Annotated in this window: 14 protein-coding genes; 12 read left to right on the top strand and 2 right to left on the bottom strand. The window is 60.8% G+C overall.

Annotated elements, in window-relative coordinates; translation table 11 throughout:
* Positions 1-3: 3 nt before the first annotated feature.
* The 9 genes from IPM12_13795 to IPM12_13755 all read left to right on the top strand — a co-directional run bounded on the left by IPM12_13795 (position 4) and on the right by IPM12_13755 (position 12,075).
* Complete coding sequence (locus tag IPM12_13795) at positions 4-1,071, top strand: hypothetical protein (protein ID MBK9148876.1); 1,068 nt, start codon at positions 4-6, stop codon at positions 1,069-1,071.
* Positions 1,072-1,105: 34 nt separating this feature from the next.
* Positions 1,106-3,193: a site-specific DNA-methyltransferase gene (locus IPM12_13790; protein MBK9148875.1), complete on the top strand. Its 2,088-nt coding sequence runs from the start codon at positions 1,106-1,108 to the stop codon at positions 3,191-3,193.
* 15 nt (positions 3,194-3,208) lie between these two features.
* Entirely contained in the window at positions 3,209-4,819 is a 1,611-nt protein-coding gene (locus IPM12_13785) for a putative DNA binding domain-containing protein (GenBank protein ID MBK9148874.1), read from the top strand.
* 49 nt (positions 4,820-4,868) lie between these two features.
* Entirely contained in the window at positions 4,869-7,856 is a 2,988-nt protein-coding gene (locus IPM12_13780; protein ID MBK9148873.1) for a DEAD/DEAH box helicase family protein, read from the top strand.
* A gap of 9 nt (positions 7,857-7,865) precedes the next feature.
* Positions 7,866-8,459, top strand: a complete 594-nt coding sequence (locus IPM12_13775; GenBank protein ID MBK9148872.1) for a hypothetical protein — start codon at positions 7,866-7,868, stop codon at positions 8,457-8,459.
* A 359-nt stretch (positions 8,460-8,818) separates the two neighbouring features.
* Entirely contained in the window at positions 8,819-10,372 is a 1,554-nt protein-coding gene (locus tag IPM12_13770; protein MBK9148871.1) for an AAA family ATPase, read from the top strand.
* Positions 10,359-11,309, top strand: a complete 951-nt coding sequence (locus tag IPM12_13765) for a restriction endonuclease (protein MBK9148870.1) — start codon at positions 10,359-10,361, stop codon at positions 11,307-11,309. The genes IPM12_13770 and IPM12_13765 overlap by 14 nt, the downstream gene beginning before the upstream one ends.
* Positions 11,300-11,626, top strand: a complete 327-nt coding sequence (locus tag IPM12_13760) for a hypothetical protein (GenBank protein MBK9148869.1) — start codon at positions 11,300-11,302, stop codon at positions 11,624-11,626. Before IPM12_13765 ends, IPM12_13760 begins: the two co-directional genes overlap by 10 nt.
* A complete protein-coding gene (locus IPM12_13755; GenBank protein ID MBK9148868.1) occupies positions 11,623-12,075 on the top strand; it encodes a hypothetical protein in 453 nt (150 codons plus the stop codon). The genes IPM12_13760 and IPM12_13755 overlap by 4 nt, the downstream gene beginning before the upstream one ends.
* 91 nt (positions 12,076-12,166) lie before the next feature.
* Here IPM12_13755 and IPM12_13750 read toward each other — a convergent pair whose 3' ends face one another.
* Entirely contained in the window at positions 12,167-12,631 is a 465-nt protein-coding gene (locus IPM12_13750; GenBank protein ID MBK9148867.1) for a DUF3293 domain-containing protein, read from the bottom strand.
* 442 nt (positions 12,632-13,073) lie between these two features.
* Positions 13,074-14,756, bottom strand: coding sequence for a DEAD/DEAH box helicase (locus tag IPM12_13745; protein MBK9148866.1), 1,683 nt, complete (start codon positions 14,754-14,756; stop codon positions 13,074-13,076).
* Between the two features lie 397 nt (positions 14,757-15,153).
* On the opposite strand from IPM12_13745, the gene IPM12_13740 reads away from it, so the two are divergent.
* The 3 genes from IPM12_13740 to IPM12_13730 all read left to right on the top strand — a co-directional run bounded on the left by IPM12_13740 (position 15,154) and on the right by IPM12_13730 (position 23,999).
* Complete coding sequence (locus IPM12_13740) at positions 15,154-19,323, top strand: PKD domain-containing protein (protein MBK9148865.1); 4,170 nt, start codon at positions 15,154-15,156, stop codon at positions 19,321-19,323.
* Positions 19,324-21,664: 2,341 nt separating this feature from the next.
* Positions 21,665-23,431, top strand: a complete 1,767-nt coding sequence (locus IPM12_13735) for a PKD domain-containing protein (GenBank protein MBK9148864.1) — start codon at positions 21,665-21,667, stop codon at positions 23,429-23,431.
* A 91-nt stretch (positions 23,432-23,522) separates the two neighbouring features.
* On the top strand, positions 23,523-23,999 hold the full coding sequence (locus IPM12_13730) for a phosphohydrolase (GenBank protein ID MBK9148863.1): 477 nt from the start codon (positions 23,523-23,525) through the stop codon (positions 23,997-23,999).
* Positions 24,000-24,096 lie beyond the last annotated feature (97 nt).

The following is a 24,096-nucleotide window of genomic DNA, read 5'->3' as shown; positions in this document are numbered from 1 at the left end:
CACATGGCGAAAAGGAATCAACCCGCTAGAACAATCCTCTACTACCCGTATGTGGAAGTGCCCACCGCTGGGCCATGGATTAGGAAGGCGCTACTGTACTGGGATCGAGTAGCAGCCATCGTTCCGCGGAGCTACGGCTACGATCGCAGACCAGACAGAATCTTCAACCCGCAACTTCACGAGCTGATGGTATCGGGAGCCTTTCACCCCATCGATCCAATGGGGATGATCGGTCGGTCCGACCAATTCCGCGATGAGATCTTCGCCGCCGTCGATCATTTTGAGGATCTCCGTGCTCGCGTAGTTGCGCAGTTGACCTATGTGCCGATATACAAGGACAAGTCGAGCTGGCAGATCATGGATCGCTTACATCACACCGGTCTTGTTCTCGAGGCCCGAGATGAGCGACTGGTCCTAATGGAATCGAATCTTGCCGCGCTCTATATGAGTGCTCTCGCCAAGCACATCGCAGCCAATGAGGAGGAGTTTACAATCCCTGGTACCGATGACGAGCGCTACTTACGGGGACTAGGAGGTAAAGGCAACCGAGGACAATTGGAACCAGTGTTTGCCACAACTTTCAAGTCGATGATCCCAGTGCCTCACGGCAACGTTCCGCTCGCAGATATCCTCGGCTTTCGCGAGCGCTACGCCGCTGAACTGATGTCCTTCCGCGCTGCGATGGATGAACACGATGATCGTGTGGCCCGCACAACGGATGCAGAAGAGGTGAAGCTGGTGGCGCAACAATTGAAGGAGCGCATCACGCGAGACGTGAAGGACCTCGGCAAAGCCATGAAGGCGAGCCGCATGGATATCCTTTGGGGCTCACTACAGTCCTTGATCAAACCGACCACACCAACACTTTTAGGTGCAGGTGCTGTTGCCGCAGGCTACGCAGCTACCATCTCAACGTTGAGTGTTGGTGCGGCAGCGTTGGGCGCTGGCGTTGGTGGCGTAATACAGATAGGGCAGCATATACACTCGAACTTGGTCCAGCGGAGACAAACCCGACAGAAGCATCCCTTCTCCTATCTCTTCCTAGCGCGAAACCGATTCGGGCGCTCGTGAGCTTTCCGGATCCACTCCCTTCCTTTGACCTTCCATGAAGAAGCTGACCCCCGACTCCCCCGAAGCCAAGAGCCTGGATCTGATCGGAGCGAACATCGCCAAGCTGAAAGCCCTCTTCCCCGAGCTGCTTACCGAGGGCAAGGACGGCGCCGCCGTGAACGTGGACGTGCTGATGCAACTGGTGGGCGATGCCACCGCGACCGATACCGACGAGAAGTACGGCCTTACTTGGAACGGCAAGCGCAAGGCACGGCTGGAAGCACTAAAACCCAGCACCGGCACCCTGCGCCCCGCCAAGGACGATAGCGTGGAGTGGGACAGCACCCAGAACCTTGTGATCGAAGGCGACAACCTGGAGGTGTTGAAGCTGCTGCAGAAGAGCTACGCCAACCAGGTGAAGCTGATCTACATAGACCCGCCGTACAACACAGGCAAGGACTTCGTGTACCCCGATGACTATCAGGACAACCTCCGGAACTACAAGGAGCGCCAAGGCACCTTGGGCGTCGAACAGAACGCTGAAACCAGTGGGCGCTACCACACGGATTGGCTGAACATGCTCTATCCACGCCTAATTATTGCCAAGACCATCTTGCATCCTGAAGGGCTCATGATCATTCACATGGATGAGCACGAGCAAGCGAATGCTGAGAAGCTATTGGCAGAGATCTTTGGTGAGGACTGTGTGTTGGGGGTAGCCGTTTGGGACAAGCGAAATCCTAAAGGTGATGCCACCGGATTGGCATACCAACACGAATCAGTATTGTTTGTGGCGAAGGACGCTGACAAGCTCGCAGTCGCTGGAGGTTTATCACGCCGTAAGAAGAATGCCGATGCCATTCTTTCGAAAGCAGCTAAGCTGTTTTCAAGAATCGGCAAGGAGGATTTGCCCGCAGATTTGAAGGAGGTAGCAAAAGACTACAAGCTGGCTCGCGAATGCACATCGGAATTTATTCGCCCGATTGGTTTGGCTGAGGTGAACGAAGAATTCGAGAGCTGGATTAAAGCACAGAACTTTTCTGGAGGCGAAGAGGCCTATTCCATGATAGATGAGAACGGAGAGGTGTACCAAAGCGTGTCGATGGCTTGGCCGAACAAGAAGCAGGCGCCGGAAGACTATTTCATTCCGCTGAAGCATCCGGTCACCAAGGAAGATTGCCCGGTCCCAGCAAGAGGCTGGCGCAACCCACCAGCAACAATGGAAAAGTTATTGGTGGCAGGTGAAATACTCTTCGGTTCAGACCATACAACTCAGCCAAGGCGCAAGTATCTGTTGAAGAAGAACATGAACGAAATTCTGCCATCAGTCCTCAGCTATGGTGGAAGTGATGATGCCCTTCTTAAAGAAATGGGAATCCCCTTTGAGCACCCTAAACCTGTCGGGTTCGCTCGAGAACTGATCACCACGATCAAAGGGAATGATGCAGTCGTGGTAGACTTCTTCGCCGGCTCCGGCACCACCGGCCATGCGGTAATGGCGCAGAACGCCACCGATGGCGGAACCCGCCGCTACTTTCTGGTTCAGTTGGACGAGCCCTTGAACTCAGAGAAGAAAGAACAGAAAGTCGCGGCGGAGTTCTGCGACAAGCTGGGCAAGCCGCGCACCATTGCCGAGCTTACCAAGGAGCGCCTGCGCCGGGCGGCCAAGAAGGTGAAGGCCGAGAATCCGCTCTTCCACGGCGATCTGGGCTTCCGCGTCTTCAAACTGGATACCAGCAACCTGAAGGCCTGGGACCCCAACACCAACACCGTGCGCGAAGACCTGCTCTCCGTGGCCGAGCACGTAAAGCCCGACCGCAGCAACGACGACCTGCTCTACGAACTGCTGCTGAAGAAGGGCCTGGACCTGGCCGTGCCCATGGAGCAGAAGACCATCGCGGGCCAGGTGGTGCATGCCATCGGTGGCGGCGTTATGCTGGCATGCCTTGCCGATGCCATCGACACCAAAGTCGCCGAGCCGCTGGCCTTGGGCATAGCCGAGTGGCACAAGCAACTGGCCCCTGCCAACGACAAGGAAACGGTGGTGGTGTTCAAGGACAGCGCCTTCGACAGCAACGTGGCCAAGAGCAACCTTACGGAGATCCTGAAGCAGCGCGGGCTGGAGAAGGTGAACAGTATTTGAGCGTAGCACGCGATCATGGCACTGCCTGTCAACATAGACGACCTGCTGCATGGCCGCTCCGTGGAATGGGAGCGCATGGAATTCAAACAGGGCTGGAATCCGGAGGCGGTGCTGCGCTCCATCTGCGCCTTCGCGAACGACTTCCACAACCTGGGTGGCGGCTACATCTTCATCGGCGTCGGGGAGCAGCATGGGCAACCGGTCATTCCGCCGGTCGGCATAGCACCCGCCAGCATCGATGCCATCCAGAAGGAGATCCTGAACTTCGGTTATCATGCGATTGTGCCGCAATACCACCCGATCGTGGTTCCGCATAGTGTTGGCGACAAGACCATCCTGGTGATCTGGGCACCTGGCGGACAGCAACGCCCCTACAAGGCCAAAGCGTCATTGGCCAGGGACGAACAAGGCTACCGCTACTACATCCGGCAGAACTCCAGCACGGTGGTGGCCCAAGGCGACTACGAGACCGAACTGCTCTCGCTTGCCGCGCAGATCCCCTTCGATGACCGGATGAACCAGCGGGCCACCGTGGAGGAATTGGATCGCGATCGCATGCTCACCTTCCTGAAGGAAGTAGGGAGCGAATTGTTGAACGAAGCTTCTGCACTCAGCACGTTGGAACTCGCCGAGCAGATGCGCATCGTGGATGGCGCATCGGAGGCGGTCTTCCCGCGTAACGTGGGCCTGCTGTTCTTCGGCAAGGATCCGCAGCACCACTTCCGCGAAGCGCGCATTGAAGTGGCGTGGTTCCCCGATGGGCCTGCGGGTGCTTCCTTCAAGGAGAAGGTCTTTGTTGGCCCATTGGACCGCATGTTGCGCGAAGCCCTGGACTTCATCCAGCGGAACTACCTGCACGATGTCGTAACGAAGCACGCCGACCGTGCGCAGGCCACGCGGGTGGTGAACTATCCCTACGCCGCCATCGAGGAAGCCCTTGTGAACGCGGTGTACCATCGCAGCTACGAGGTGCGCGAACCGATCGAGGTGCGCATCACGCCCGAGGAGCTTACCATCCTGAGCTATCCCGGACCGGACCGCTCCATCAATTTGGAGCAGTTGCGCGCGGGCCGCGCGGTGAGCCGCCGCTACCGCAACCGCCGCATCGGCGAGTTCCTCAAGGAACTGGACCTTACCGAAGGCCGCGCCACGGGCATCCCCAAGATCATCCGCGCCATGCGCGAGAACGGCAGCCCGGAACCGGTGTTCGAGACCGAGGACGAGCGTACCACCTTCCTGGTGCGTCTGCCGGTGCACGCCGAGAGCCGGGCTCAAGACCCCACCGCGCAAGTCACCGCGCAAGTTGAGGCGCTGAGAGCCAGCGTGTTCGGCGACCTCGCCGCCGCGCTGCGCGCGCCTACCGCGCAAGTCACCGCGCAAGCTGCCGCGCAAGTCGCTGCCATTATGCAAGCCGCAGCGGAGGGTGAGCAAAGCAGCGATGCGCTCATGGCGGCCGCCAGCCTTTCACACCGCGAGCATTTCCGCAAGAACTACCTCACCCCGCTCATGATGGACGGCTGGCTGGTGCGCACACTGCCCCAGCCCAACCACCCCCAGCAACGCTATAAGATCACCGAGAAAGGGAGGAATTGGTTGGACCGATTCAACGTACTGCCCAAAGCATGACCCTGCAAGCCACCCCGCCACCTCATTCGCTCATCGTCCGACCTTCTCGATGAAATTCCATTTCGAACCCGACCTCGATTACCAGCGCGACGCCATCGCCTCGGTGGTAGACCTGTTCAAAGGCCAGGAGAGCTGCCAGACGGAGTTCACCGTGCTGGTGCCGAGCAATCGCGATGAAAGCGCGCCGGAACTTGGGCTGAACGTAAGCCTGCCCGGCTACGGCAACCGCCTGAAGCTGCTGGAGGAAGAGATACTGGAGAACCTGCAAGCCGTGCAACTGCGTAACGGCCTACGTCCAGAAGAGGCTTTGTACGGCATGGACTTCACCGTGGAGATGGAGACCGGTACGGGCAAGACCTACGTGTACTTGCGCACCATTTTCAAACTGAACAAGGAATACGGCTTCACCAAGTTCGTGATCGTTGTGCCCTCGGTGGCCATCAAGGAGGGCGTGCATAAGTCGCTCCAGATGATGGAGGAGCACTTCAAGGCACAGTTCGCGGGCACCACAGCGGACTTCTTCGTGTACGACAGCAGCAAGTTGAACCAAGTGCGCAGCTTCGCTACCAGCAGTCGCATCCAGATCATGGTGATGACGGTGGGCGCCATCAATAAGAAGGACGTAAACGTCATCTACGACCAGCGGGAGCAGACCAACGACGAACGGCCCATCGACCTGATCCGCGCCACACGTCCCATCGTGATCGTGGACGAACCACAAAGCGTAGATGGCGGCTTGGGTGGTAGTGGCAAGAAGGCATTGGAGGAGATGGCCCCGCTATGCACGCTGCGGTACAGTGCGACGCACATCGACAAGCACCATATGGTGTACCGCTTGGATGCAGTGGATGCTTACGAACGTAAGCTCGTAAAGCAGATCGAAGTGGCCGCCATGGAAGTGGCCGATGCGCACAACGCGGCCTATGTGAAGCTGCTCAGCGCGAAGAAGGTGCGTTCCAATTACGTCGTGGAACTTGAGTTGGACCGTCAGCTTGTGACGGGCATCAAGCGCGACCGTTTCAAGAACATCACGGCTGATGAGGACCTGGAACAACTGACCGGCCGTGCCATGTATGCGGGATATCTCATCAGCAACATCGGCGTAGCCAAGGGCAAAGAGTTCGTGGAGTTCCAGAACCTGGAAAAGCCTCTGCGCATCGGCGAATCGGTTGGCGATGTGGACCGGGCCGCAGTTCACCGGCAGATGATCCGCCGCACCATCACCGAGCACCTGGACAAGGAGCAACGGTTGCGGCCCATGGGCATCAAAGTGCTCAGCCTCTTCTTCATCGATGAGGTGCCGTCGTATCGCGCCTATAACGAAGACGGTGTTGCGGTGAAAGGCAAGTTCGCGACCATCTTCGAGGAAGAGTATCGTGCGGCCGCCAAGCTGGCCAAGTACCGCACGCTCTTCGAAGGCGTTGACCTTGCGACGGCACCAGAGGACGTACACGATGGCTACTTCTCCATCGACAAGCGCATCCACACACCCTTCGAGGACCAGCAACTGAAGAAGAGCAGCAGCAAGGAGGACGTGGAGACGAGCACCTTCAACCTCATCATGCGCGACAAGGAGCGACTGTTGAGCTTCGATACACCGCTCAAGTTCATCTTCTCGCACAGTGCGCTGAAGGAAGGCTGGGACAACCCGAACGTGTTCCAGATCTGCGTGCTGCGCGAAATGGGTTCGGAGCTGCAACGCCGCCAGACCATCGGCCGCGGCCTACGCATCTGTGTGAACAGCAACACCGGCGAACGCGTGCGCGGCTTCGATGTGAACACGCTGACCGTAGTGGCTAACGAGAGCTACGAGCGCTTCGCGGAGGAACTGCAGCACGAGATCGAGAAGGAGACCGGCTTGCGCTTCGGTATTGTGGAGCCACACCAGTTCGCAGGACTCGGCAAGAAGACCGAAGACGGCAAACACGTCGTGCTCGGCGTGGAAAGCAGCGAACGCATCTGGGCCTACCTAAAGCAGCAGGCGTATATCGACAGCAAAGGCAAAGTGCAGGACAGCTTGCGCGAGGTGCTGAAGAACAACACGCTCACGCTGCCGGAAGATTACGAGGAGCAACTGCCAGCGGTGAAAGAAGTGCTGCGCAAACTGGCCGGCAAGCTGGACATAAAGAACGCGCAGGACAAGAAGATCATTCGCACACGTGAAGCACAACTCCACAGCGAAGAGTTCAAGGCGCTATGGAACCGTATCAAGCAGAAGACCACCTACCGTGTCCACTTTAATGAGGAGCGGTTGATCGAGCAGTGCATCAAAGCGGTGAACGATCTGGAGCCCATCCGCGCTCCTCGCATGACCACACGCAAAGCTGATGTAGTGTTAGGCCGTAGCGGTGTACAGGCAACTGAGAATACTGTGAGCGCGCCGCAGGTGTTGTATGAACTCCAGCCCATAAAGCCGGACATCCTCACAGAACTTCAAGACCGCACCCAGCTAACCCGCGCCAGTCTAGTGCGCATCCTTACCGAATGTGACCGGCTGGATGAGTTCTCCAAGAATCCCCAGCAATTCATCGACCTCGTCGCCGAAGGCATCAACCGCTGCAAGCGCATGGAGTTGGTCGACGGAATCAAGTACCGCAAGCTCGGCGATATGGAGTGTTACGCCCAAGAGCTTTTCGAGACCGAGGAGCTGACCGGCTACTTGAACATGGTGGCATGCGATCGCTCAGTCCACGAGTACGTAGTCTACGATTCATCCACTGAGCGGCTGTTCGCTCAGCAGTTGGACAAGAACGAAGCAGTAAAGGTTTTCGCGAAGCTGCCGAGCTGGTTCAAGGTGCCTACGCCATTGGGTCCTTACAATCCTGATTGGGCGGTGGTAGTCGAAGTGGATGGACAGGACCGGGTGTATTTCGTGGCGGAGACGAAGAGTTCGCTTTGGTCTGGGGATCTGCGGGACAAGGAGGGTGGCAAGATCAAATGCGGGGACGCGCATTTCGAGGAGCTTGCGTCGGGAACCGAGAACCCAGCGCGATTTGAGAAGGTGACGGATGTGGAGGATCTGATGACAAGATTATAAGCGCTTACCATGCCAACCTGCCCCAACTGCGGTGCCCCGTCCAAACAAGAAGGATGGGTCTGCCTTGATTGCTACAACAAGAAGAAGGCGGCTGCCGATGCCAAGGAAGGCGGCCTAAGTAGCCGGGAGCACAACTACAGGTATAACATGATTAAGGGCCGCATTGCCGAGACCTTGATCCAGGAGTTGTTCCTCAGCCTTGGCTTCAGCGTGTTCCGCTATGGGATGGAGAACACCATTCCGGGGATCATGGAATTGCTCAAAGGTGTGCGGTCGGATGTGGCCGACCAGATCAAGCGCATGCCGGACTTCGTCATCCAGCACCCTGTTCGCAAAGACGTGTACTTCATTGAGGTGAAGTTCAGGGCGAGCGAGTCGTTCACGTTGAAGGACCTGCCCAAGGACTATCCGTACGAGAACGCATACATCATCATCGTATCCAAGAAGCGCATCAAGTGCATCACGGTGGAGGAACTGAAAGCAGGCAGGGAGGTCACGCCAACAACGCAGAACTATCTGGGCAGTCGCCAGGAGTTCGAATTGGACAAGAAGGTGATCATTGAGTTCTGCGAGTTCGCCGTCAAGTTCTTCGAAAACGTGTAGCGCCCAGAAGGCAAAAACATGCCCAACACCGCCCTCGTCCCCAGCTGCCGGGATTGGGACCTGTTCCGAACGTAGTACGTACCTGCCAAGGCCGCCCGGCCGTTCCTCGTTTTCCCCACGTCTGGGTATTCGGACCTGAGCAGGGTCTACTTACTCCCGTCCAGTACATGACTCGGGGCTGGGACGATGGGAAGGGCCGGGTCTTCATTAGGGTTGACTACGCCTTCCCTGACCAGCCTTTGGAATGGGAACGTATTAAGTCACAAACGATTATGGCCGACTTTCCTGCCCACGGAGATGGGGCCGTGATCGCGATCCCAAAAGAACAGTACGAACACATTCATCAATTCGTCAGCAGCATGGAAGCGATCGATAAGCCATCACTGAATCGCATCTTCTACGGCCCGCCGGGTACCGGCAAGACCTACCACACCATTGGAGCGGCGCTGGAGGTATGCGACGAGACCTTTTACGAGGCCAACAAGCAGAAGCCGGAAGCGCTGCGCGAACGATTCAACCAATTGCTCGTGAAGGAATGGGACGACCCGGACTGGCAGATCGCCTTCTGCACCTTCCACCAGAGCTTCAGTTACGAGGACTTCGTGGAGGGCATCAAGCCGCAGACGCACGTGAGCAAGGATGGCGAAGAGGAGGTCAAGCAGGTCACCTATGAGGTGCAGGACGGCATCTTCAAGCTGATGTGCGCCTCGGCGCGCACCGGCGAGCGGGGTGGTGCCGGGAGCATCATTGAGGAGGGTGTTCTGGCCAAGGCCAACTTCTATAAGGTCTCCTTGGGCCAATACAACAGTCCGGCCGACGATGAGATCTACGCGCACTGCATGGCGAACAGCGTCATCGCGGTAGGCTACGGCGGTTCCGTGGACGTGAGCAAAGCCAAGGATGAAACCGGCATCAAGGACATTCTGAAAGGCGCTGGCTTCAAAGAGGAGGGAGAAGGCTTCCGATACACGGTAAGCGTCCTGCGTGCCCTGCAGCAGGACATGAAGGAGGGCGACATCGTGTTCGTCAGCGCTGGCAACAGCTTGATACGCGCGGTCGGCAGGATCAGCGACGACTACTTCATGGACGCGAATGCGCCGATACGCTTCAAACAGTTCCGCCGGGTGCAATGGCTCCTGCAGGATGTGGAGATCCCGGTGGAGGACATCTATCCGAAGGCCTTCGTAATGGGCACCCTGTACAGCCTTGACCGGAACCTGGTGAAGAAGGACTACTTCCGCAAGGGCAAGGATGAGCCGGTGAAGAAGGATGGCCGCTACGCGCTCATCATCGACGAGATCAACCGGGGCAATGTGGCCAGCATCTTCGGCGAGCTCATCACCCTCATAGAGGATGACAAACGAGAGGCCGGAAAAGAACCGGCGCGAGTGAAGCTGCCCTATTCCAAGGACGACTTCAGCGTTCCATCCAACCTTTATCTCATCGGCACCATGAACACCGCCGACCGCAGCGTTGAAGCACTGGACACGGCCTTGCGCCGACGCTTCAGCTTTGTGGAGATGCCATCGCAGCCGGAGTTGGTCAAGCCGGAAACCGTGGAAGGCATTGAGGTCCGCGCGGTGCTCACCACCATCAACGAACGAGTAGAGCAACTGATGGACAAGGACCACCACATCGGCCACAGCTACTTCATGGGCCTGAAGACCGGTAATGACTTGAAGCGTGTCTTCGCCACCAAGGTCATCCCCTTGCTGGAGGAATACTTCCATGGCGATGCGAAGAAGGTGGGCGCTGTGCTCGGTGAGGCGTTCGTGGAGGTGCGCAAAAAGACCATCCCGTTCGCCAAGGGTTTCGATATGGACGAGTACGAAGTGAAGGAACTCTTCACGGTGAAGGACCCGCGCAAATTCGCCGACCTCGAACCCTTCAAGGCCATCTATGCCAGCAAGTGAGCCGCTGAGCGTTTTCGAGCACGAGAAGCTGCGCGTGGGTGAGCGGGGCTTCCAGCGTGTGCATTACGACCGGCTCCTGAAGTGGAACGAGGCGAACGGCTTCAAGTACTTCGATGCAGGCCCGAACAGCATCACGTTCGCACAATACGTCGGCGTGATCCAGGTCGGCGATCTGGTCATTCAGGTCCTGCCAAAGGCCGACCGCGACGGTGATGCAGGCAAGTGGCAACGCGCCCTGCTGGAGATGCTGGGCCTAGTACACAACCTGCCCCTCACCAGCACCACGGAGAGCCACCTGCACAAGCGCAGTTCCTCCATCCTCGATTTCTTCTTCGACCTCTACGTGCATGATGTGCATGGGCTTGTCCGCGGCGGCCTGGTGAAGCAGTATCACCGGCGTACCGGCAACCAGTTAGCCCTGAAGGGACGCATACATTGGCCCGGACACCTGCGCGAGAACCTGATCCGCAAGGAACGTTTCCACGTGGAGCACCAGGTGTACGATAATGACCACATGCTGCACAGCCTATTGAAGCGTGCCCTGTGCATTGTGAAGGACACCGCCCTCGATCCGATGATCGTGGGGCGTGTGCAGGATGTGGAATGGGCCTTTGAGCAGGTGATGGATCGCCCCTTGACCGCCGCCTCCATCGCGCGCATCCGCCTCGGCCGCAAGACCCAGTCCTATGCGCGGGCTGTTCAACTGGCCACAATGATCGTACTGGACCACGCACCCGACATCAAGGGCGGCCAGACCCGCCTATTGGGCCTGATGTTCGACATGAACGTGCTCTACGAACGGGTGGTCCTGAAACTGCTCCAGCAGGCCGCGCGGGCTACCGACCTCACCATATCGGGCCAGGATAGCCGCTTGTTCTGGCAACGCCAGAAGATCGCCCGGATATCGTGGTGCGTCGCGGCGACCGCGTGGAACTGATCCTCGACACCAAATGGAAGCTGCCCAAGGACAACCGCCCTGCCGATGCGGACCTGAAGCAGATGTACGTGTACAATCTGCAGTTCGGTGCGAAGCGCAGCACCCTGCTCTATCCTTACGTAAAAGGTGTAGAGGACCTGTCGGGGGGGTATGCACCCTGGAGTTGGGGCGCGGAACGCCCTCATGCCTGCGGCCTCGGATACATTGACCTCATCGGGCCGACCGGTTCCCTGAACAAGGACTGCTGCGCACCGATCTTGTCGCGCTTGGCGCACCCTGATGCCGATCGGATCCCAGAAGATAGACGCACCCCATGAGTCTGAAGACCTACTTCGCCAACCCCGCACACTCAACCGTACAGGAACAACTGGTGGAGACCTGGTTCATCCGTGATTACATCCTGCACGCCACGCGCCAAAGTCAGACCCCGTTGGTGGCGCATTCGGACATAGACCTGTTCGGCTTCGACCTGATCCTTGGCCTGCGGGACCGGGACCAACTGTTGCGCGTGCAGCTGAAGGCCTTCAACGGCCGAACACGCATGTGGGACGTGCACAAGGTCTTGCTGCAACAGGGCGGGATTGTGGTGATCGCCAACCCTTCCTTCAACGGGGCGGAACCGACCATAACCTACCGCTGCCTGACCCCGGAAGGGCGGACCCGTGCGCTAGGCCGCACACCGCGCAAGGCCCATACCGGCAAGTGCATGGTGAAGTTCGGCGATGTGAAAGTGGTGGAGGACCTGTTGCATTTATTCGAGGTGTGACCCGAGAAGCGCACACTTGATGCTCGCGCGTCCGTCCATAGGACTGTGTACTTGACAGGCCATCAGTGTAGGTGTGCGCCGTAGAGGATACCTACCTCACGCGCTCGCGGAAGTGCCCTATGGTCTGCGCTGCATGGGGGGTGTTGCACTGCGCCACTGCCAACGTATCCCCTTGCACCACGAAGATCGCATCCTGCAGAAATTCTCGTCCCACCGCCAGCGCTTCCTCCAGCGGCAATTCCACCGCCCAGCCGGGTTCTGCGTGGCCGCTCTCGGGGTCGTACCCGGTTATACGGATGGGCGTGTGCCCGAGCGTCACCAAGTGCGCATGGAGCTTGCGGTCGGCTTCGACATTGCGCTCCTCGCTCCACGTCTCGCCGGTGGTGGCGTAGGCGGTGAGGATGACGAACTGGTCGGGCCAGTCTTCCTGCGGTGCTTCGGTGCGGAAGCGCACCTGGAAGTAGGCCGGGTGGAAGTTGGTTGCTGGTGGCTGTGGCATTGGAGGGTTCAAGTTGGTGTTAACGGCATCGGCGATGGGACAGGGTCGTGCGTTCATGCCTGGATCACTGGCAGAAAGTGCACCGAGATGATCGCCCGGCCGTTCCTCGTTTTCCCCACCTCTGGGTATTTCAATCCGCCGCCCCGCGCATTTGTTTCGGGCTATGCGCACGAAGCCGGCAACGGGTCGTTCGCGTTCTTGGCCGGGCGTGTTGCGCTTATCCACGCGCGCGCGCTGACGGCCTCGCCCTGCAGCATGTGCCATAGCAGCATGTTGGCCAGGACTGCCTCATGGCAGGCCGATGGCTGGTCCCACGAGGCAGTCCCTGCGAAGGGTGGAGGAATGAACGGTGCCCCGTGTGCGCATCAGCGCGCGACTTCGGCAAGCGCTTGTGCCAAGCAGGGTATCAACTTCAACGCAATCAGGCTTTCACCGGGCCTTCACCCGAAAAGCGAAAGAGCCACCCCCTCGGATGGCTCTCTCAATTGTGTGCGTTCGATCAGCCTCGTTTGAACCACTTCAGGATCCCGGAGCCTTTTTCCTCGGACTTCTTCGGAGCTTTCGTCGTGCTCTCTTCATCGAAGATCTCCTTGGTCAGCTTCGCGTAGTCGGGCTTCCCGGCGCTCTGGCGGTTCTCGTTCGGACGGTTGTCGGTGCGCGGCGCTTGCGGACGGCTGTCGCGATGGCCACCGGAACGTTGCGGCCCGCGATCGTTGCGGCGCTCGCCATTGCGCGCTTGTTGCGGACGGTCGTTGCGCTGCTCGTTCGAGCGCGGGTGCTGCGGACGTCCCGTCGATTGGCGGGAAGGGCGTGACTCGTTGGAACGCGCCTGTTGTGGGCGCTGCTCACGGGGCTGGCCTCCGTTCGTGGACGGGCTGCGCTGTCCTTCGCGACGATCGCCGCTGCGCTCGCCCGATGCGCGCTGCGGGCGCCCTTCGTTGCGGTCGCCGCCGGAGCGCGAACGTTGGTTGCCGCCGCGTCCGGGTCCGCGCGGCTGACGCGGCTCGCGCACTTCGGGCTCGGCCTTCTTCGGGCCGCCGGTCATCACGAAGGGGTGGTCGGTGAGCACCGGCACCTCGCGCTTGATCAGGCGCTGGATGTCGCGCAGGTATTCCTTCTCTTCATGGTCGCAGAAGGAGAGGGCCTTGCCGCTGGCGCCGGCGCGACCGGTGCGGCCGATGCGGTGCACGTAGGTCTCGGGGATGTTCGGGATGTCGAAGTTGATCACGTGCGTGAGGCCGTCGATGTCGATGCCGCGCGCAGCAATGTCCGTGGCCACCAGCGCACGAAGCTTGCCTTCCTTGAAGCTCTTCAGCGCGCTTTGCCGCGCGCTCTGGCTCTTGTTGCCGTGGATGGCCTCGGCACCGATGCCGGCCTGGTTGAGCACCTTGACCACCTTGTTGGCGCCGTGCTTGGTGCGGGTGAAGATCAGCGCTTCGCGGATGGCTTCGCCCTGCAATAGGTGCAGCAGCAATTTGTTCTTGTCGGTGCGGTCAACGAAGAGCAGGTGCTGATCGATGGTGTCGGCGGTGGTGCTCTGCGGCACCACTTCCACCTTCACCGGATTGGTGAGGATGCTGTTGGCCAGCTTGGCGATCTCCGGCGGCATGGTGGCGCTGAAGAAGAGCGTCTGCCGCTTCGCAGGCAGTTTGGCGATCACCTTCTTCACGTCGTGGATGAAGCCCATGTCGAGCATGCGGTCGGCTTCATCGAGCACGAAGACCTCGAGCCCATTCAAGTGGACATAGCCCTGTCCCATGAGGTCGAGCAGTCGGCCGGGCGTGGCCACTACGATATCCACTCCGCGGTGCAGGGCATCGGTCTGCGGCTTCTGGCCCACGCCACCGAAGATCACGGTGTGCTTCAGGTTCAGATGGCGGCCATAGGAGCTGAAGCTCTCACCGATCTGGATGGCCAATTCGCGGGTGGGGGTGAGGATCAGTACGCGGATGGCCTTCTTGGGTCCGACTGCCGGCTTCTGGTGGAGCTCCTGCAGGATCGGGATGGCGAAGGCCGCGGTTTTCCCCGTGCCCGTTTGCGCGCAGCCGAGCAGGTCGCGCCCTTGTGTGAGGTGCGGGATGGCCTGTTGCTGAATGGGGGTGGGGTGGGTGTAGCCTTCTTCGTGAAGGGCTTTCAAGATGGGCTCGATGAGCTCGAGGTCGTTGAACGTGGTACGTTCCATAGGTATGCGCCATAGCCTCGGCGCCAAGGTGTTGTGATGTGCGCGAAGCATTGCCTTCGCACGCACCGGTTAGGTGTTTGTTGTTGCCCCAGACATTCCGGTCCGGCTTGCCTGCCGAAGGCAGGCGTTCAATGCTCCGCTGGGAGATCGCGCCTGGACAGGTCATCCGTGACTCCCGTCACGGGGAAAAGCTGGGCGCTTGGGGCGTGCATCGGTCCTTCCGATGCGGGGGCGAAAGTAGGCCTTACCGACTGTTGTGGCGATGCATCCGTCGCCCGAAGGTGATTTCGTGGATAAGGGGGCACGGTCGTCTGTTGCCAATTCGCTCCGGTAGAAACCAATTGGTGGATGGTCCCGTTCCAGCGCCCGCCCTCAACTCACATGGGCACCGACTGACATGGAACGCATCCTCCACCCCGTTTCGCTCGAAGCCCGCTACCAACGCGAGCGGCACATCAACCACATGCTGAGGCTCGGCCTCTTGCTGGCCATTCTGTGCTTCACCGGCGCGGCCTTCGCGCAAGAGGTCGTTGACCGCTTCAACCGCGCCAACAGCAACACGGTGGGCGGCGGCTGGACGGAGACAGAAACAGCCGGGGCAGGCGCATCGATCAACGGCAACCAGTTGCGCTTGGCCCGCACCGGGACCGGCAACAACCGCCAGTTCGTTACGCAAACAACGCCGGGCTCGTACCTCACCACGCTCAATCAGAACAACTGCACCCTCACTTGGGCCTTCAGCTTCAGGCAAAGCGAGAGTGATGGAGAGCTCAGCGGCTTCGATGGCGGTGATGATGGCATGGCGGTAGTGCTGGCGGGCTCCAACGCCAATCTGACCCTGGGCCAGGGCTATGCCGTGGTGCTTGGCGAGAGCGGCAATACGGATCGCGTGCGCCTAGTGCGCTACAACAATGGTCTCGACGCGGACGCCAACCTCAACACCATCATCCAGGCCGGCAACTTCGACAACGACTATCTCGATGTGCGCGTGACCTACGTGCCCTCGACCGATACCTGGAGCCTCTTCTACCGCGACAACGGCAATACCCGCTTCGGCGATCCGCTCACGGCGGCGACCTCGGCCGGCTCGGCGGTCGATGCGACCTATACCGGCACCGGTTTGCCGATCATCGGCTGCTTGTGGAACCACGATGGTGACACCGGTGAGAACGCCGTCTTCGACAACATCCACGTACCGGGCGGCCTGCCCACTTTGCCCTCGATCACGCCGCCTAGCGCCAGCATCTGTGATGGCGCTAACGTTGACCTGACCGCCTCGGCTTCGAGCACCACCACCGCGCGCGTCACCTTCAGCAGCACCGGAGGACCGAGCGCCGTGAGCGTATCCGGCGCCAACGATGGATCCGTTTACCCTTGGAACGTGAGCGTGAGCGGCCTGCCCACCAGCGGCGTCACCGTCGAAAGCGTCACCCTGAACGGCGTTACGCACACCTACCCCGACGATCTGGATATCCTGCTCCAATCCGCCACGGGCACCAATGTCATCCTCATGAGCGACGTTGGCGGCGGAACCGATATCACCAGCGAAAATTTCGTATTCATGGACGGCGAGTCCGCGATGGCCGATAATGCCGTGAACAGGTCTGGCATCTACGCGCCTACCAATAGCGGAACACCGGATAGCTGGCCCACCACGCCCGGCCCCGGCTCCTTCACCCAATCCAGCCCGAGCCTCTCGCTCTTCACCGGAGATTTCAACGGCACATGGGGCTTGCTCATTCGTGATGATGCGAATGCCGACGGTGGTTCCGTTGCGAGTTGGAGCATCACCTTCACCTACACGAGCACGGTCACTTACACCTGGAGCCCGGCCGCCGGCCTGAGCGGAACCACGGGAGCCACCGTTACCGCCTCACCTGCAGGCACCAGCACCTACACCGTAACCGCTGCGCATTCGGGCAATGGTTGCACGCGCTCTGCCGACGTCACGGTGACCGTGGGCGGATGCACCTACTACAGCCGGGCCACCGGCGATGTGAGCGACGCCATTTGGAGCACTACGCCCTCCGGGTTGCCAGCGCCTGGCGCGGTCACGTTCACGGCGGCCAACAACATGGTTGTGCAGAACGGGCATAGCGTGACGAATGACGGGGCTACGCCTGTGGCGGACCTCACCGTGGAGACCGGCGGCACCATGGTCCTGGATGCTGGCAGCACACTTACCCTGAACGGTACGAGTGCGACCATCGATGGCACGCTCACCGCCAACGACAACAGCACATTCGCCATTGCAGGAAGCGGCGCGAAGACGCTCTCCTTGGCCAGCACCACGAGCTTCTGGGACCTCACTGCTGATGCCCCTGATGGCACAACCGTGACCGGCACCATTCACATGCGCGGCACCCTGTTGCTCGACGATGGCAACTTCGATTGCACCGGCAACCCGGTGGTGATGCGCAGCACTTCGGCCTACACCGGTCGATTGGGACCTGTTGGCGCCACCGCCAGTTACACCGGCAACATGCGCATGGAGCGTTTCATTCCCTCGGGTGCCACCAACTGGCGGCTCATTGGCAGCCCGATCCAGAACCGTCGCGTATCGCACCTGCAGGACGACTTCTTCACGGCCGGTTACCCCGGCTCGCAGTACCCCAACTTCTTCGACCCCGTGGGAAGCGGCATCTACTGGCCCAGCATCCGCTGGTACGACGAGACCAACACCGGCGCTTCGGTGAACAACGGCCTGCAGGGCGTGAGCAGCCAAACCCAGGACTTGCTTATCGGTCAGGGCTTCGCAGCCTGGTGCGGCACAGGCTTGACTACCACTACGGCTTTCACCATCGACCTGGAGAACAATGCGCCCGTGATCGCAGCTACGCCCATCACCTTACCGATGGCCTACACCAATACCGGCAATCCATCCGTGGACGGCTGGAACCTGGTGGCCAATCCGCTGCCCAGCCCCATCGCCTTCGATCAGATCGCGCGCGGCGCTGATGTGGAGGACTACGTGACCTACTTCGATCCGGCTACGGGCAACATGGCCACTTGGGACATCGGCCTGAACGCCGGCACCAACGGCGGTACCAACACCATCCAGAGCATGCAGGGCTTCTATCTGAAGGCCATTGGCTCCGGTGTGACCACCACCGTGAGCGAGAGCGCCAAGGTGGCCGGCAACAACGGCGGCTTCTTCGGAGGAAGCGAGCAGGCCCCCGATCTCTTGCGCCTGCACATCGCCAGCGGCTTGAACACCTTCAGCGATGAGACCGTGGTGGTATTCAACGCCGGCGAGCCCTCGTTCACCAGCAACGATGTGCCCAAGTTCAACTTCGGCCATCCGCAGGCGCCGCGCATCGGCACCACGGCTGATGCGGTGAACCTGGCCATCAACGCGTACGGAGCATTCAGCAGCGCGATCCAGATTCCCGTGCTCGTGCACATCCCTGTCACCGGCACCTACACGCTTACCGCAACGGGCATCGAACAGGTGGGCCTCACCTGCATCCGCTTGGAGGACCTTGTCGCTGGAACGTTCACCACGCTTGAAGAAGGCAGCACCTACAGCTTCAGCGCAGAGGCTGGCGCCAACGCCGAAGAGCCGCGCTTCCTGATCCACGCCAGTGCCCCGGTGCCGGTTGCTGCGACGGATGCCCTGTGCCATAGCCAGGCCAACGGTGGCGCCGAGATCGTTCTCGCGGAGGGCGCTGCCGACGTGACCATCTACAACGACATGGGCCAGGCGGTCGGCAGCAGCATTGCGGCGAATGGCACGGTGGCCTTCGATAACCTGCCTGCCGGCGATTACGAGATCACCGTTGAAGGCTATCTCGGCTGCACCAACCTGCTCAGCTCATTCAGCATCGCACAACCCGCTGCCATGGAAGCAGAGGCTGAAGTGGCGGATGCGAGCTGCCCGAACATCGAGGATGGCTTCATCAGCCTCAGCATCGTGGGCGGCACTGCACCATACGAAGTGAACTGGAACGATGGCGCCACCGGCATCGAGCGTCCGGCAACGGCTGGTGTGTTCATCGCTACCGGTACCGATGCGAACGGCTGCGTGGTGAATGCCGAAGTGACGGTGGGTTCGGGCAATGCGCCAGTAGCGCAGGCCAGCGCCGTGAGCCTGACCGTTGCCGTGGGCCAGCCGGTGACCTTCATCAACTCAACCAGCGATGCTGTTGAGCAGACCTGGGATTTCGGTGACGGCAATACCAGCGACGAAGAAGCACCCAGCCACACCTACGATGCGCCTGGCTCCTACACCGTGGTGCTCACCGCGAGCAACGGCTACTGCTCCAGCACCAGTACGGTGACCATCACCGTGGAATTGAGCACCAGCGTGACCGAGGTGAAGCCCGCCACCAACATGCGCAGCTGGCTCGCAGGCGACCACTTGGTGATCGAGCATGGCTTCAGCGAGGTGCTGCCCCTCACCTTGGAGCTGATCAACGAGGCCGGACAGGTCTGGAAGCAGCAACGCGTAGCCGGTCAGGTGGGCCGCATGACGGTGCCCGCCAACGACCTCGCCAGCGGCATCTGGTACGTGCGCGTGAGCACGGCCGAAGACAGCCGCACCGTGCCTGTCGTGATCGTGCGCTAGGCCCTGATAAACAGCCACTCAATGGGCGCGGCCCCTCCGGGAACGGAGGGGCCGCGCTGCGTTTGGGGCAATCGTGGCCAGGGCCCTTGGCAGAATGAATGAACACCCTCGAACCGATGTGACCATGGATCTACCTTGGCGGTCTCAAAAAACAAACCCCTACCGGCTGCCCAGCCGGTGCCGAAAACCCTTTGATATGCGGAAGTACGTTACGCTGATGAAGATGGCTGCAATGGCCTCTTTCATGTTTGTGGTCACCTCAGGTTCGATTGCACAGATCGTTGCCTGGGAGTGCAGCGGCTTGGCTGGCAATGAAGCCACGGTGAATGCCACCACGCTGAACCCCAACCTGAATACCTCGACGCTCTCCAGGGGAGCTGGGGTCAATGCGAGCGCTCTGGCGAACGCCTTCTCGTCAACAGCCTGGGATAACAGCTCGCTCGCTGCGGCGATCACCGCCAACGAATACATCCAGTTCGCCATCAGCGCTCAAGCGGGCTACCAGGTCTCGCTCTCCACGCTCGATGTGAACTTCCGCCGCTCCAGCACGGGCCCCAATGCGTTCCAATGGCAGTACAGCTTGGATGGCTTCAGCACAGCTGGGACGAACATGGGCTCTGCGATCAGCTACACGACGAACCCGACCAATGGCGATGCCCAGACGCAGATCGACCTCACGGGCATAAGCGCTTTGCAGAGCGTGGCATCCGGCACCACGATCACGATCCGGCTCTTCGGTTGGGGTGCTTCCGCAGGTACCGGCACCTTCGCCATCGGGCGCCTCACCGGGAATGACCTGGCCATTGGCGGGAGCGTTACCGCCTCGGGGTCCAACACCTCCGTCTTCTTCGCTGGCAGCAACCTCACGGTGAACGAGGATGATGGCACGGCCGATCTTACGGTGAGCATCGATGACTTCAGCACCACCAATGCGACCAGTGTGGATGTGGTGCTCAGCTCCGGCAACGCGGCGCGCGTGAACGGCTTCAGCAGCCAAACGGTGAACTGGGCCGCCAACGATGGCGCCGACAAGACCGTGACCCTGACCCTCACGGACGATATGCTCTGCAACGGGACCGATGTGCTCACCTTCGGATTCGCCAACCTGAGCGGCGGCGATGGCACCCCCTTCGTAGGCAGTCCCAGCAGCCGCACCGTTACCGTGAACGACGACGAGATCACCGTTGATCCCGTCGCTATTGCCGGAACGAACATCAGCACCAGCGGCTTCGATGCCAATTGGAACAACATCGGGGCAACCACCTACTTCCTCGATGTGAGCCGCTACAGCGACTTCCTGGACCCCACGCCGGTATCCGTAGCCGAATGGAACTTCCCCAGCAACCCCGATAACAACATCGCCGATGGCGGCATCGGTGCCAACAGCGGAGCGGCGCTCACCACCGTGGGCGGTACCGGAACGATCACTTACGTCCCCGTCGCCTCCAGTGCAACGAGCGCAGCGACCGGCAGCGGCTGGAACGCAGGCAGCGGCTCCAAGTATTGGATGATCGAGATCAGTACGGAGGGCCATCACAACCTCACGCTCTCCAGCGCGCAACGGTCATCGAACACGGGTCCGCGCGATTGGCAGGTCGAATACCGGATCGGCACGGGCGGCACCTGGACCTTGGTGCCAAGCTCCAGCGTGACCGTGCAGAACAATTGGACCAGCGGCGTGCTCACCGAAGTGGCCATGCCCAGCGCGTGTGACGATCAAGCGCAGCTCTTCCTGCGCTGGATCATGACCAGCAACACCGACACGCAAGGCAATACCTTGGCAGCGGGTGGCACCAGCGGCATCGACAACATCGTGATCGCGGGTCAGCCCGAGAGCTACATCGCGGGCTACGACGGCTTCAATGCGGGCAGCGCCACCTCAGAGAGCTTGGTCGGCCTGTTGGGCGCCACCACCTACCACTACCGCGTGCGTGCCACCGGCGGCTGCGCCTCGGCCGTGCATAGCAACACCATCTCGGTAACCACCGATGCCGTCGATACCTATTACAGCCGGGCCACGGGCAATGTGAACGACCCCATCTGGAGCGATACGCCCAGCGGCACTGCGGGCCCAGCCGTTTGGACCAACGCCAGCAACATGGTGGTACAGAGCGGCGACGACGTGACGATTGATTCCAACACCACCACCCGCTCGGTCACGGTGGAGAATGGCGCCACCTTGAACATCGATGCCAACCGCTGGATCAAATCCACCGCGGGCACCAGCACCATCAACGGCACGCTGAACGCTGCTGACAACAGTGAATTCCGGATCACCGAAGGCACGAGCGCCACGCTCGCCTTGGGCGGCACGGCCAGTTTCTGGGACTTCCGTGCGGGCATGACCACCGGCGTCACCGTTATGGGCGACATGGAGATCCGCGGCACCTTGCAGGTGGATGATGGCGACTTCGATTGCACCGGCGCCAATGTGGTGCTCACCAGCAGCGCCACGCAGACCGGGCGGCTGGGCCCGGTGGGCGGCACGGCCGGCTACACGGGCAACCTGAGGATCGAGCGCTACCGCCTGGCCGGTCCAACCAACTGGCTGCTGATGGGCAGCCCCATCCAAGGCCGCACGGTGAACCATTGGCAGGATGATTTCATCACCGCCGGTTATCCGGGATCTCAATTCCCCAACTTCGATGAACCGGTGGGCAGCAACATCCTGTGGCCGAGCATCCGCTGGTACGATGAGGCCAACACGGGCTCAACGGTGAACGATGGCCTTCAGGGCGTGAGCAGCTCGGCGCAGGCATTGAGCACGGGCCAGGGCTTCGCCGTGTGGGCAGGCACGGGCTTCTTCAACACGGCGGCCTTCACCATAGACCTGGGCGGCAGCGCGCCGGTGATCGCGCAGACCCCGGTGACGCTGCCGATGTCGTGGACCGACACGAGCGCGCCGACGGTGGATGGCTGGAACCTGGTGAGCAACCCCCTGCCCAGCCCCATTGCCTTCGACCAGATCGCGCGCGGTGCCGATGTGGCGGACTTCGTCACCTTTTACAATCCGGACGATGGCAACACCGCGGTGTACGACATCAGCCTCGGGTTCGGCACCAACAACGCCACCAACACCATCCAGAGCATGCAGGGCTTCTTCCTGAAGGCCACGGGCGGCGCGGTGACCACCACGGTGGATGAGGGCGACAAGGTGAACGACAACGCTGGCGGCATGTTCGGCCTCACCGGCGAGCCTGCCGCGCACCTGCGGCTGCGCATCGCCAGCAGCCTGAACACCTTCAAGGATGAGGCGATCATGGTCTTCGGCGAAGGGCAGCCCGGCGCCGACGCCGATGATGCGCAGAAGTACGTGATGGCGCACAACGACGCGCCGCAGATCGCCACGCTCACCGATGGCGTTCAGATGGCGATCAATGCATACGGCATTGCGGATGCGGGGGCGATCGTGCCCTTGTCGGTGAACGTCGGGGTCACCGGCGAGTACACCATCAGCGCCGTGGAGGTGGGCGGCCTGGAGCTGAGCTGCCTGGCCATCGAGGACCTGGAGACGGGCGCGATGGTGAGCCTGCTTAACGGCCCCGGATACGCGTTCACCATGGAGGCCGCGGCTGACCCGGCCGTGCAGCGCTTCATGCTGCACATCAACAACGGCCCCGACGCTGCGTTCACGGCCGACAACAGCGCGGTTAGCGTGGGCCAGTCCGTGCAGTTCACCGCCGCGCAGGCCGCCAGCAGCTACGCCTGGGACTTCGGCGATGGCAGCACCAGCACCGAGGCCAGCCCCGTGCACGCATGGGACGCCGCCGGCACCTACCTGGTGACCTTGGGCGTGAGCGATGGGCTCTGCAGCGACCAGGCCACCACCGAGATCACCGTTGAGCTGAGCACCGGCACCGGCCACGCCGTGAGCTCCGAGCACCGCGCTTGGGCCACTCCGCAGGGCATCATGGTCGAGCACGCCTTCACCGGCAAGGCAGCGGTAACGGTGGAGCTGCTGGATGCCACGGGCCGTGTAGCCTATGCGGGCCGCATGAATGCCAACCGCCATGTGCTGCCCAGCGCCCAACTGGCCAACGGAGCCTGGTTCGTACGCCTGGACAATGGCTCCGAGCGTGTGACCCTGCGGGTGCCGCTGGCCCGCTGAGCCGAACCTGAATGAGATGGAGCGAGGCCCTTAAAGGAGGGCCTCACTTCATTCTGGGGCAACGCAGCCGCCCGTACTTTGCGCCACTTCCATGGACCACCTGCTCGAGAGCGCCATCCGAATCGCCGCCAAGGTCCATAAGGGCCAGACCGACCGTTTCGGCAAGCCATACATCCTGCACGTGATGCGCGTGATGATGCGCGGACAGGAGTTCGATGAGCAGGTGCTGGGCGCTCTGCACGATGTGCTGGAGCGGTCGGAGCTCACCATGGCGGAGCTTGAGAAGAAGGGCTTCCCGCCCCGCGTGCTCAAGGCGCTGGACGCGATCACGCGCCGCGCCGACGAGACCTATGAGCAATACATCGACCGCGTGGTCGAGGATTCTCTGGCCATCCGCGTGAAGATCAACGACCTCGCCGACAAGATGGACCTGCTGCACGTGGAGCAGCTGGACCCGAGCGACCTGAAGCGCTACAACAAGCAGTTGGCCGCCTACCACCGCATGAAGAAGCTGGTGCAGATGGCCAAGGCGCGCATGAGCGTTCCGGTGGAGAGCAAGCGCGCGTAGTCCTGACGACTTTCCATCGTGCTTCGTCGAAGCATGGACTTGGCCATGTGGCATGGCATGTTGCGTCTCGGTACTTTTCCGTCCTAGGCCCTGAACC

Source organism: Flavobacteriales bacterium, from assembly GCA_016716605.1.
Classification (GTDB): Bacteria; Bacteroidota; Bacteroidia; order Flavobacteriales_F; family PHOS-HE28; genus PHOS-HE28.
The sequence above is the reverse complement of the archived record's forward strand: the minus strand, read 5'-3'. Positions and strand labels throughout refer to the sequence as shown.